Annotated in this window: 11 protein-coding genes; 8 read left to right on the top strand and 3 right to left on the bottom strand. The window is 59.1% G+C overall.

Translation table 11 applies throughout. The features are described from left to right. Positions 1-33 precede the first annotated feature (33 nt). Both AC4ICF_RS19295 and AC4ICF_RS19290 read right to left on the bottom strand, forming a co-directional pair. The gene (locus AC4ICF_RS19295; RefSeq protein WP_316379952.1) at positions 34-726 is read right to left on the bottom strand and encodes a response regulator; all 693 of its coding nucleotides are present in this window, start codon (positions 724-726) and stop codon (positions 34-36) included. Then, complete coding sequence (locus AC4ICF_RS19290) at positions 716-2341, bottom strand: ATP-binding protein (protein WP_166712333.1); 1626 nt, start codon at positions 2339-2341, stop codon at positions 716-718. Before AC4ICF_RS19290 ends, AC4ICF_RS19295 begins: the two co-directional genes overlap by 11 nt. Positions 2342-2686: 345 nt before the next feature. Here AC4ICF_RS19290 and AC4ICF_RS19285 point away from each other — a divergent pair, with 345 nt between their 5' ends. From AC4ICF_RS19285 to citG, 8 genes are read left to right on the top strand one after another with little or no spacing between them, the layout of a single operon-like run. Next, positions 2687-4048 carry a 2-hydroxycarboxylate transporter family protein gene (locus AC4ICF_RS19285; protein ID WP_491466125.1) on the top strand — a complete coding sequence of 454 codons (1362 nt, stop codon included), beginning with the start codon at positions 2687-2689 and terminating at the stop codon, positions 4046-4048. Between the two features lie 17 nt (positions 4049-4065). Beyond that, on the top strand, positions 4066-4929 hold the full coding sequence (locus tag AC4ICF_RS19280; protein ID WP_116341988.1) for a fumarylacetoacetate hydrolase family protein: 864 nt from the start codon (positions 4066-4068) through the stop codon (positions 4927-4929). Positions 4930-4942: 13 nt separating this feature from the next. Next, complete coding sequence (citC, locus tag AC4ICF_RS19275) at positions 4943-5965, top strand: [citrate (pro-3S)-lyase] ligase (protein ID WP_316379954.1); 1023 nt, start codon at positions 4943-4945, stop codon at positions 5963-5965. A 16-nt stretch (positions 5966-5981) separates the two neighbouring features. After that, positions 5982-6275: a citrate lyase acyl carrier protein gene (gene citD, locus AC4ICF_RS19270; protein ID WP_116341984.1), complete on the top strand. Its 294-nt coding sequence runs from the start codon at positions 5982-5984 to the stop codon at positions 6273-6275. Beyond that, positions 6272-7147, top strand: a complete 876-nt coding sequence (gene citE, locus AC4ICF_RS19265; protein WP_316379955.1) for a citrate (pro-3S)-lyase subunit beta — start codon at positions 6272-6274, stop codon at positions 7145-7147. The genes citD and citE overlap by 4 nt, the downstream gene beginning before the upstream one ends. 10 nt (positions 7148-7157) lie before the next feature. Next, positions 7158-8675 (top strand): citrate lyase subunit alpha, encoded by a 1518-nt coding sequence (gene citF, locus AC4ICF_RS19260; RefSeq protein ID WP_233002880.1) that lies wholly within the window; start codon positions 7158-7160, stop codon positions 8673-8675. Positions 8676-8677: 2 nt separating this feature from the next. After that, a complete protein-coding gene (citX, locus tag AC4ICF_RS19255; RefSeq protein WP_316379956.1) occupies positions 8678-9217 on the top strand; it encodes a citrate lyase holo-[acyl-carrier protein] synthase in 540 nt (179 codons plus the stop codon). After that, on the top strand, positions 9195-9998 hold the full coding sequence (citG, locus tag AC4ICF_RS19250) for a triphosphoribosyl-dephospho-CoA synthase CitG (protein WP_316379957.1): 804 nt from the start codon (positions 9195-9197) through the stop codon (positions 9996-9998). Before citX ends, citG begins: the two co-directional genes overlap by 23 nt. 80 nt (positions 9999-10078) lie before the next feature. On the opposite strand, the gene AC4ICF_RS19245 is transcribed toward citG, so the two are convergent. Then, positions 10079-11335, bottom strand: a complete 1257-nt coding sequence (locus tag AC4ICF_RS19245; protein WP_116341974.1) for a nucleoside permease — start codon at positions 11333-11335, stop codon at positions 10079-10081. Positions 11336-11591 lie beyond the last annotated feature (256 nt).

Here is an 11591-nt window from a genome sequence, read left to right as displayed (position 1 = left end):
CCAAAGGGGAGAGGGCCGGGTTGAGGGGTATCATCAAACCGGACTACGCTTGTACATCCTCCTCGGGTGCCCAATCTTGCCGTACAGCATCTCCACCGTCAGAAAACCCGCCTCCACGCAGTGTTCCAGATAGCGTCGGGTGGTGGTTTTACTTAACCCCGTTTCGCTCACCACTTCATCTACCGAAAAGCAGTGGGTAGCCTTGTCGTTAAACAGCGCCTGCACCCGCGCCAGCGTATTTTCCTCTATGCCTTTGCTGCCGTTGTCCAGACGGTAGTTTTTCGCCTGTAGCTGATACAGAGAATCGACGTTTTGCTGGTCGACAATCTTCCAGACCCGCTGCTGTTCGGCAAACTGCACAAACCGCTCCAGCGACTGGCTGAGCCGCTTCCAGGAGACCGGCTTGAGGATATAGTCGAACGCGCCGTTGCGAATCGCCTGGCTGCAGGTGTCCATATCGCTGGCGGCGGTGATGAAAATCACCGAGCAGTTGGCGCGGGCCAGCATCGGGTTGCTGATAAGGGTGATGCCTTTGCCGTCCGGCAGATAGTTATCCAGCAGCATCAGCTGCGGCTGTTTACTCTCAAGCTGAACCTGCGCATCGGCCAGCGACGAGGCAATCCCGACCAGCCTCAGGCGCGGATGTTTGCTTATCAGCTCCGCGTGCAGCTGTGCCAGTTCGTTCTCGTCTTCAACAATCAGTACGTCGATAAGTTCATGTTGCATAGTCGGTATCTTCCAGTTGCCGGGCGGTTCCCATGGCCGGGATAAACAGTGAGAAAATGGCACCGTGCGGCGTGTTATCGGCAACTTCTATTGTGCCGCCAGCCTGCGTCACGTAGCTTTCGATCAGATACAGGCCAATCCCGTGATCGCCGCGCGTTTTGGTGGTGATGCCGCGTTCAAAGATTCGGTCACGGATCGCCGGTGTAATGCCAACGCCCTGGTCGGCGACTTCAATAATCAGCTCTTGTTCGCTGAGTTTTATCAGTACCTCCACCGGTGCATGGGGAAGCGGCGACCGCTGCGTCGCTTCGATGGCGTTATCCAGCAGGTTGCCAATAATCGAAATCAGCTCTTGTTCCCCCAGCGGCAGGAACGGTTTGTCCAGCCGACAGGCCGGGTCGAAACTCAGCTCGACGCCTTTCTCCCGCGCGCGGGCGGCTTTGCCCAGCAGCAGGCCGCACAGGGTGGGGGAGCTGAAGCGCGAAGAGATAAAGTCCAGCAGCTCCTGAGCATGCTCCGACTGCGCCTGAATGTAGCCAATCGCCTCTTCATAGCGGCCCATATGCAGCAGGCCGGACAGGGTGGTCATCCGGTTTAACTGCTCATGACGCATGATGCGCAGGTTATCGACGTAGCGTTTCACCTGGCTGAGCTGGGCGCTTAGCGAGTCGATCTCGTTGCGATCGCGGAAGGTGATCACCCAGCCCTGCAGCGATCCCTCAAGCATAATGTGTACCCGGCTGGCAATGACCGTGAGATCGTTAAAGCGGCAAATTTCGTCATGGGTATCTTTCGCCAGCATCGTCTGCGTGTCGAAGAACGGGACCGGATCGATCACCTGGCTTATCAGCTGCCCGCGCAGCTCGCGCGCCGGCTGGCTCAGGCCCAGCAGCTTGCGCGCCGCCTGGTTGATCACCTCTATCCGCCGTTCGTTATCAATAGCGATCACGCCTTCGTAGATGGATTCCATCAGCGCCTTCTGCTGGCGCACCAGCAGACCGATCTCGCGCGGCTCCAGGGAGAAGATCTGCTTCTTAATGCTGCGGGTAAAGAACCAGGAGAAGATAAAGAGAGCGATCAGCAGCAGCACGGCAGCAATGAGGATATTGACCACTTTACTGACGGTAATGGTATCCAGGTAGCTGGTGAGATAGCCTACCGAGACAATGCCAACCACCTGCCCGGCGTCGTTGAAGATGGGGGCTTTACTGCGCAACGAAATGCCCAGCCCGCCTTTACGAATGGTTGTCGTGCTCTTCCCCTGCAGCACGGCTTCATTGTCGCCGCCAACCAGCGTCGTGCCCACCCTGTCGGCAAAAACGGAATGAAAAAGATGCCGTCCCGTATTATCGCCAATGACAATAAAGCTGGCGTCGCTGTGGGCAGCAATTTTCTGCATAAAATCATGGATAGCGTTGATATCTTTTTGTTCAACTTCATTGCGCAATGACGGAATAAGTGCAATCTCTTCTGCCTGTATTTTAGCGCGCGCGCTCATTTCCTGATAAAGCTGCTTTCCTACATCGGCATAATAATATCCGCCCAGCAGCGCAAAAAGCACTGAGAAAAAGGCAACCAGCGAAATAAACAGCTTAATCTGGAAAGAGACTTTCATAACTATCACGCAAGGTGGCGGCAAAGATCGTCAATATATCATCTTTTTTCATGCGGATGCCCGCTTTACGGGAAACTTGTGATCCCTTGCACAGCAGGGGCTGTAAATGATTTATCCTGAAGGCTTATGTACTTCATGCCGCTAAGTTAAATGTTATTTGCTTGTTCAATTCAGAAAAGAAACCATAAAAACCACGCTAATAAATAAGGCATAAATCACATTAAATAAAAGAAACCATTAAAACCATAGCTGCCATTAAAACTTCGCTTTTAATATGCCATCCCTCACATAAAGTAAGCCTTTGTGACTCTAAGCTGAACGGACAAAATAACTAAGGGGCTTATTATGAGCACAACTGACGATTCCTTCTCTGTTACCCACGACCCGATTGAAATTCAGCGGCCTTCGCTCAAGGAGAGCTGGTGGCATATTATGGATACCTGGAAAATTGGGATTATTCCTCTGCCGCTGTTCGTTCTGGCGGGCGCGCTGATTGCGATTGACTGCCTGGGCGGAAAACTGCCGAGCGATATCGTGGTGATGGTGGCAACGCTGGCCTTCTTCGGCTTTGCCTGCGGCGAGTTTGGCAAACGCCTGCCGATTGTCGGCAAGCTCGGTGCGGCGGCGATTTGCGCCACCTTTATCCCTTCCGCGCTGGTCTACTATGGCCTGCTGCCGGACGTGGTGGTCGAGTCCACCACCAAATTCTACAAATCCACCAACATTCTCTATCTCTACATCTGCTGCATTATCGTCGGCAGCATCATGAGCATGAACCGCACGGTGCTGATTCAGGGCTTCCTGCGCATCTTCTTCCCGATGCTGTGCGGCGAGATTGTCGGCATGCTGGTGGGGATGGGCGTGGGCCTGGCGCTGGGCCTTGAGCCGTTCCAGATTTTCTTCTTTATCATTCTGCCGATCATGGCGGGCGGCGTCGGGGAAGGGGCGATCCCGCTCTCCATCGGCTACGCCACCCTGCTGCACATGGACCAGGGCGTGGCGCTCGGCCGCGTGCTGCCGATGGTGATGCTTGGCGGTCTGACGGCAATCATTATCTCCGGCTGCCTGAACCAGCTCGGTAAGCGCTTCCCGCACCTGACCGGTGAAGGTCAGCTGATGCCTAACCGCGCGAATGCCGATGCCACCGTCTCTCAGCCTGCGTTTTCCGGCAAAGCGGACGTCACCACCATCGCCTCCGGCGCGCTGCTGGCGGTGCTGCTCTACATGCTGGGGATGCTCGGCCACAAGCTGATTGGCCTGCCAGCGCCGGTCGGCATGCTGTTTATGGCGGTACTGGTGAAGCTCTGCAACGGCGCCTCTCCGCGCCTGCTGGAAGGCTCTCAGGTGGTGTACAAATTCTTCCAGACCTCCGTGACCTACCCAATCCTCTTCGCCGTCGGCGTGGCCATCACCCCATGGCATGAACTGGTGGCCGCCTTCACGCTGACCAACCTGCTGGTGATTATTAGCACCGTCTCCGCGCTGGTGGCGACCGGGTTCTTCGTCGGCAAAAAGATTGGTATGCATCCGATTGATGTCGCCATCGTCTCCTGCTGCCAGAGCGGACAGGGCGGCACCGGCGACGTGGCGATCCTGACCGCAGGCAACCGCATGAGCCTGATGCCGTTCGCCCAGATTGCTACCCGTATCGGCGGGGCGATTAACGTCTCCATCTCTCTGCTGATTCTGGGCAACTTCCTCGTTTAAGTTTTCAGGAAAGAACAATGAAACTCGCAAGCTTTTTATACCAGGGAAAACGCAGCTACGGCATCGTCCAGGCCGACGGCGTGATTGATTTGGGCCGCCGTCTGGGCGACCGCTACAGCGACCTCAAGGCGCTGCTGCAGGGCAACGGGCTGGCGCAGGCCACCCGTTACCTGAACGATGTGGTGGACGTGCCGCTGAGCGCCATCACCTTCTTACCGGTGATCGTGCAGCCGGAAAAGATCCTCTGCGTGGGCATGAACTACGCCGACAAGCGCAAGGAGTTTGACCAGCATAACCCGGCCCCGACGCTGTTTGTCCGCTTCCCGGATTCACAGACCGGCCACAACGAGCCGGTGCTGAAGCCGCGCCACTCCAGCGAATTCGACTACGAAGGCGAGCTGGCGGTGATCATCGGCAAAGGCGGGGAGAACATCAGCCGCGACGACGCCCTGCGCCACGTGGCGGGCTACAGCTGCTATATGGACGGCTCCGCCCGCGACTGGCAGCACACCTGGTTTACCGCCGGTAAAAACTGGCGTCAGACCGGCGCGTTTGGCCCGTGGATGGCGACGGCGGACGAGATCCCGGATCCGCATCAACTGGCGATCCGCACCTGGCTGAACGGCCGCATGGTGCAGGAGGACAACACCAGCAGCATGATCCACAAGGTGGCAGAGCTGATCGAGTACATCAGCACCTTTACCCGCTTAAGCCCGGGCGATGTGATCATCACCGGCTCCCCTGGCGGCGTGGGTAAAAAGCGTAACCCGCCGCTGTTTATGAAAGAGGGCGATCGTATTGAGGTGGAGATCGAGCATATCGGTCATCTGAGCAACGTGATTGTGGAAGCGCCAGCCGTCGGGCTTGCGGCAGCACATTAACTAAGGCGGCAGCATGCACTCGCGACCCATCGATTTTCGCCACACCGTTGTGGCGAAACACCCGGAACGCTTAAGCCAGATCCGCTACCTGCTGGCAGACAGCGGCCTTGGCCTGGACAACGACATCACGCTGTTCGTCGAAGCCTGGTCCGGCGCGCAGCTGGTGGGTTGCGCAGGGCTTGCCGCCAACGTCATCAAATGCGTGGCGGTCAACGAGCAGCTTCGCGGCGAGAACCTCAGCGCGCGGCTGCTGGCAGAGGTGGAAAATGCGGCGCTGGAGCGCGGCCATTTCCACCTCTTCCTCTGCACCCGTCCGTGCAACCGGGAGCGCTTTGCCCGCAGTGGCTTCTGGCCGATTGCCCAAAGCGGGAACAACGCGGTGCTGATGGAGAACACCCCGCAGGGGATCGAACGCTACTGTCGTTCCCTGCGCGCAAAGCGCAGGTGCGGGGAGAACATTGGCGCGATAGTGATGAACGCCAATCCGTTCACCCTCGGCCACCGCCATCTGGTGGAGCAGGCGGCGGGGCAGTGCGATGCCCTGCACCTGTTCGTGGTGCGTGAAGACGCCTCGTTCTTCCCGTTCAGCGCGCGCCTCGAGATGGTGCGGGCGGGCGTGGCGCATCTGCCGAACGTGGTGGTCCATGAAGGCTCGCAGTACATCATCTCCCGAGCCACCTTCCCGGCCTACTTCCTGAAGGAGACCGGCAAAGTGCAGCAGGCGTGGAGCGAGATCGACGTGCTGATCTTCCGTGACTTCATCGCCCCGGCGCTCGGCATCACGCACCGCTTCATCGGCTCGGAGCCGTTCTGCGATATCACCCGCCAGTACAACCAGACGCTGCACAACCTGCTGGCCTCGCATATCAACGTGGTGGAAATGCCTCGCATCAAGGCCACCGGCAACGCCATTTCGGCGTCTGAAGTGCGCCGCTTACTGAAGACACAGCAGTTTTCCCGGATCCGGGAGATTGTCCCGGACTCCACCTTCGCGCATCTCGAAACGCATTACCGTGCGAGTGCGGAAGTCGCTTAACTACCAGGAATTTATCATGAAAATTGTAAGGGAGGCGCTGGCCGGAACGCAGGAGTCCAGCGACCTGATGGTGAAAATCGCTCCCGCTCACGGCGAGCTGGAGATAGTCATCCACAGTGAAGTGATTAAGCAGTTCGGTGAGCAAATTCGCCAGGTGGTCAACGACACGTTGCGCGCCATGAACGTGCACCAGGGATTAATCATTATTGAAGACAAAGGGGCGCTGGACTGCGTGATCCGCGCCCGCCTGCAGAGTGCGCTGATGCGCGCTGCCGACGAGCAGGTCATCAACTGGGGGGCGCTGAAATGAGCAAACTCCGCCGCAGCATGCTGTTCCTGCCGGGCGCCAACGCCGCCATGCTCTCCACCGCCTTTATCTACCGCCCCGACTCCATCATGTTTGACCTTGAGGATGCCGTGGCCCTGCGCGAGAAGGACACCGCGCGCATGCTGGTGTTCCACGCCCTGCAGCACCCGATGTATCAGGATATCGAAACCGTGGTGCGCATTAACCCGCTCAGCACGCCGTTTGGCCTGCTGGATCTGGAGGCCGCCGTGCGGGCGGGCGTGGACGTGATCCGCCTGCCGAAAACCGACACCCCGGACGATATCTACGAGCTGGAAGGCCATCTTGAGCGCATTGAGCGGGAGTGCGGCCGTGAGGTTGGCTCCACCCGTGTGATGGCGGCGATTGAATCGGCCGTTGGCGTCATCAACGCCGTGGCGATTGCCCGTAGCTCTCCGCGCTTAATCGGCATCGCGCTGGCCGCCTTTGACTACGTGATGGACATGCAGACCGAGCGAGGCGACGGCACCGAACTGTTCTACGCCCGCTGCGCTGTGCTGCACGCCGCCCGCGCCGCGGGCATCGACGCCTTCGACGTGGTGTGGTCAGACGTTAACGACGAGGCCGGGTTCCTGCGCGAGGTGGATCTGATCCGCAAGATGGGCTTTAACGGCAAATCGCTGATTAATCCGCGCCAGATTGATCTGCTGCACAACGCCTATGCCCCGACGCAGGAAGAGGTGGATCACGCCAAAAGGGTGATTGAGGCGGCAGAAGAGGGCGAGCGTAACGGCCTGGGCGTGGTGTCGCTCAACGGCAAAATGGTGGATGCACCGATTATTAACCACGCGCAGGTGGTGCTGGAGCGCGCGGCGGCCTCCGGCGTGCGTCGGTAAGGATGAGATGATGAATCAGACAGAACTTCTCCACGTGAATTTCCCCCATTTGCGGGACTTAAAACCCTTTGATACCGCCCACAGCGCTACGCCCTGGCTGGCGGACAGCGACGCGAAGCACGGCCGCAAGCTTTGCGCCTCCATTGAAGAGGCGGTTAAGCGCAGCGGCCTGCAGGACGGGATGACCATCTCCTTCCACCACGCGTTTCGCGAAGGCGACCGGGTGATAAACACCGTCGTGGCGCTGCTGGCGCGAATGGGCTTTAAAAACCTGACGCTGGCCTCCAGCTCCCTGATGACCTGCAACGACGCGCTGATCGAACATATCGAAAGCGGCGTCATCACCCGAATTTACACCTCAGGCATGCGCGGCAGGCTGGCGGACGCCATCTCCCACGGGCTGATGGACGAGCCGGTGCAGATTCACTCCCACGGCGGGCGCGTGAAGCTGCTCCAGGACGGCGAGCTGAATATAGACGTAGCGTTTCTCGGCGTCCCGTGCAGCGATGAGTTTGGCAACGCCAACGGCACGCACGGCAAATCGTGCTGCGGGTCCCTGGGCTACGCGATGGTGGACGCGCACTTTGCCCGCAGGGTGGTACTGCTCACCGAAGAACTGGTGCCGTTCCCCAATATGCCTGCCAGCCTGGTGCAGGACCAGGTGGACTACATCGTGCAGGTAGAGAGCGTGGGCGACCCGGCGAAAATCAGCGTCGGCGCGGCGCGCGTCACCAGCAACCCCCGCGAGCTGATGATCGCTCGCTATGCGGCGGACGTGATTGAACACTCCGGCTACTTCAAACCGGGCTTCTCGATGCAGACCGGCTCCGGCGCGGCGGCGACCGCCTGCACCCGCTTTATGGAAGAGAAGATGGAGCGCAGCGGCGTGAAGGCGCGCTTTGCGCTCGGCGGCATCACCGGCAGCCTGGTGGATCTGCACGAGAAGGGGCTCATTGAAAAGCTGCTCGATACCCAGTGCTTTGACGGCCAGGCGGCGGCCTCGCTGGCGCGCAACCCGAACCACGTGGAGATCTCCACCAACGTCTACGCCAACCCCGGCAGCAAGGCGGCAAGCTGCGACCAGCTCGACGTGGTGATCCTCAGTGCCCTCGAAATTGACGTCGATTTCAACGTTAACGTCATCACCGGCTCCGACGGGGTGATGCGCGGCGCGTCTGGCGGGCACTGCGACGTGGCCGCCGCGGCGAACCTGACCATCGTCGTCGCGCCGCTGCTGCGCAGCCGCATTCCGACGGTCGTGAAGCGGGTCACCACGCGCCTCACGCCGGGTGAGAGCATCGACGTGCTGGTCACCGATCACGGTATTGCGGTCAACCCGGCGCGCCCGGAGATCCGCGAGCGGCTGCTGGACGCCGGGCTGAAGGTTGTGGACATCAGCGCGCTCTACGAGCGGGCGATTTCCCTGACCGGCGTACCGAAACCGATTGAGTTTACCGACAAAATCGTCGGGGTGATCCGCTACCGCGACGGCAGCGTGATCGACACTGTTCGACAGGTAAAGGAGTGAATATGACCATTGCGACACCCGTGCGGACGGGTGTCAGCCTGGACGAACTGCTGGCGGCGAAAGAGCGCCGCGCAGCCCGTCAGGCTGACTGGCTCACGCACTATCAACAGCCGGTGATTTCCCTCACGCTGGTCACGCCGGGGGAAATTAAAGACAGCCTGCGCTATCGCAATACCATGGGCGTGGCACTGCAGATGTGCGACCAGCTGCTATGGGAGAACCGCTGGCAGCTGCTGGACCGCCAGGTGCTGTGGCTCCCGACCGGGCCAGAAGCCCTGTGGTGCGTGGCCCATCCGGCGACGGAAATCAAAGCGCACTGTGCGGAGCTGGAGCAGATGCACCCGCTCGGCAGGCTGTGGGATCTGGACGTGATCTGTCCTCAGCACGGCCACGTCGGGCGTCAGTCGCTGGGGGCAAATCTCAGGCGCTGCCTCATCTGCGACGAGCCCGCCCACGCCTGCTCTCGTTCGCGCAATCACCCCGTTGAGCAGGTGGTTTCCCGCGTGGAGAAGATGATAGATGACTGGTTTGCTCGCGACTAAACCGCGCCCGGCTGACGTGCCCGCGCTTGCCGAAGCGGCGCTGTGGCAGGAGCTGGAGCTGACGCCCAAGCCGGGGCTGGTGGACAAGCTCAATAACGGCTCCCATCGCGATATGGACCACGCGTTGTTCGTCCGCAGCATTGCGGCGATTGCGCCGTGGTTTTCGCGCTTTGCCGAGCTGGGCAACTCGCATGCGGATAAACCTGCTGGCGAGCAGCTACGGATCCTCCGCCCGATGGGGATGGCCTGCGAGCAGGCGATGTATGCTGCGACGAACGGAGTAAACACCCACAAGGGCGGGATTTTTGCCCTGGGTTTACTGTGCTTCGCCGCCGGACGTGTGAAAAATATCTCGGCAGACAGCCTCTGCTGTGAGGTAAGTAACATCTGCCGTGGGATGGTGTCGCGGGAGCTGGCCGCGCGCAGCGGACGGGCGACGGCGGGCGAGCGGCAGTTTCAGCAGTACGGCTTAACCGGCGCGCGCGGTGAGGCCGAAAGCGGCTTTGCAACGGCGTGTAGGGCGCTGGCGCAGTGGAACGGACAGTCGCTTCACGGCCTGCTGTTACGCCTGATGGCGATAAATCAGGACAGCAACCTCGTTTCGCGCGGCGGCATTGAGGGGCTGCGCTACGTTCAGGGCTATGCGCGGGAACTGCTGGCAAACGGCTGGGATCGCGAGGCGTTGCTTAAGATGGATAAGGCATTGATTGAACGCAATCTGAGCCCGGGCGGCAGCGCGGATTTGCTGTCGGTGGGGTGGGTGTTGTCTGCAATAAAATAGCCGGGTGGCAGCTTCGCCTTACCCGGCCTACGGTCTGGTTTTGCAGGCCCGGTAAGCGAAGCCGCCACCGGGCACAACAATCAATGCGCGATCGGCTGCGCACCGTGCGGTTCACGCACGTGCTTGTACTTGAACAGCGCGATGAACGCGAAGAACAGCACCAGCGAGTACGCGGCGAAGATCAGCCACACAGGCTGCCAGTCGGTAATGCCGTTGGTGGTGTACATCTCCACCACTTTACCGCTCACTACGCCGCCCAGAATACAGCCGAAGCCGTTGGTCATCATCAGGAACATGCCCTGCGCGCTGGCGCGGATTTCAGGCTTCACCTCTTTTTCCACAAACACCGAACCGGAGATGTTGAAGAAGTCGAAGGCGCATCCGTAAACAATCATCGACAGCACCAGCAGTACGGTGCCGAACGCGCTAGGGTCACCGTAGGCGAACAGGCCGAAGCGCAGCATCCATGCGGCGATACTGATCAGCATGACGTTTTTGATGCCGTAGCGGCTCAGGAAGAACGGGATGGTCAGAATAAACAGCGTCTCGGAGATCTGCGAGATGGACATCATTACCGACGCGTGCTCGACGATAAAGCTCCCGGCAAACAGAGGATCGTTATCGAAGCTGTGCAGGAAGGTGTTGCCGAACATGTTGGTGATTTGCAGCTCTGCGCCCAGCAGCATGGAGAAGATAAAGAAGATCGCCATGCGTTTGTTTTTGAACAGCGCGAACGCGTCCAGGCCGAGCATGGTGCTCCAGCTCTGGTTTTTTTGCTGGTTAGAAACTGGAATGGTTGGCAGCGTCAGGGTGAAGATCGCCAGTAGCACGGAGAGCGCTGCACCGATGTAGAGCTGCATATGGCTCAGTTCAAAGCCCGCGAAGCTCACGCCCCACATCGCCATGATAAAGCCGATGGTGCCCCAGATGCGGATAGGCGGGAAATCGGTGACGATATCCAGGCCGGCAGATTTCAGGCGGTAGTAGGAGATGGTGTTGATCAGCCCAAGCGTTGGCATATAGGCCAGCGAGTTAAGCAGGATCACCATAAACATCGCCCCCGGCGTGGTCACTTCGGCCGCCATAAACAGCGTCCCCGCACCCACCAGATGGCAAAGCATGTACAGCCACTTCGCGCTTAACCATTTATCCGCCACGATACCGAGCAGCGTTGGCATAAAGACAGCCGCAATACCCAGCGAGCTGTATACGGCACCGATTGACGCACCGTCGAACTTGAGCGTCACAAACATATAGGAGCCGAGTGTAGTCAGCCAGCTACCCCACAGGCAGAACTGCAGAAACGACAATATTTTAAGCTGCAGCTTAAGGTTCATGTTACTTTCCTCACAAGTGAGCGGGAGATATGTTGTTTTTGGAACATTCAGGGTTGTTATTTGATGCAATTCTATCAGTTGGCAACGATATGTTTTGTTACCTCCCGCAAAAAAATGCAATCCACATTAATTTGCAGTTTGGATTGTGATGCAAATAACGTTTTCGTATGGGTGGGGGATGGGTGCGGTTTATTCCCCTCACCCTGCCCTCTCCCCAAAGGGGAGAGGGGGTTCAAGTTCCCTCTCCCCTTTGGGG

The sequence above is a fragment of the Enterobacter sp. ECC_219_Taxon_10 genome (assembly GCF_058354905.1).
This window is presented reverse-complemented; position numbering and strand designations above follow the sequence as displayed.

Bases quoted from the DNA above. Each gene is read 5' to 3' on its own strand.
- citG (WP_316379957.1), top strand. From the start codon at position 9,195: ATGACTGGTTTGCTCGCGACTAAACCGCGCCCGGCTGACGTGCCCGCG.
- citD (WP_116341984.1), top strand. From the start codon at position 5,982: ATGAAAATTGTAAGGGAGGCGCTGGCCGGAACGCAGGAGTCCAGCGAC.
- AC4ICF_RS19280 (WP_116341988.1), top strand. From the start codon at position 4,066: ATGAAACTCGCAAGCTTTTTATACCAGGGAAAACGCAGCTACGGCATC.
- citX (WP_316379956.1), top strand. From the start codon at position 8,678: ATGACCATTGCGACACCCGTGCGGACGGGTGTCAGCCTGGACGAACTG.
- citC (WP_316379954.1), top strand. From the start codon at position 4,943: ATGCACTCGCGACCCATCGATTTTCGCCACACCGTTGTGGCGAAACAC.
- citF (WP_233002880.1), top strand. From the start codon at position 7,158: ATGAATCAGACAGAACTTCTCCACGTGAATTTCCCCCATTTGCGGGAC.
- AC4ICF_RS19290 (WP_166712333.1), bottom strand. From the start codon at position 2,341: ATGAAAGTCTCTTTCCAGATTAAGCTGTTTATTTCGCTGGTTGCCTTT.
- AC4ICF_RS19285 (WP_491466125.1), top strand. From the start codon at position 2,687: ATGAGCACAACTGACGATTCCTTCTCTGTTACCCACGACCCGATTGAA.
- AC4ICF_RS19245 (WP_116341974.1), bottom strand. From the start codon at position 11,335: ATGAACCTTAAGCTGCAGCTTAAAATATTGTCGTTTCTGCAGTTCTGC.
- AC4ICF_RS19295 (WP_316379952.1), bottom strand. From the start codon at position 726: ATGCAACATGAACTTATCGACGTACTGATTGTTGAAGACGAGAACGAA.
- citE (WP_316379955.1), top strand. From the start codon at position 6,272: ATGAGCAAACTCCGCCGCAGCATGCTGTTCCTGCCGGGCGCCAACGCC.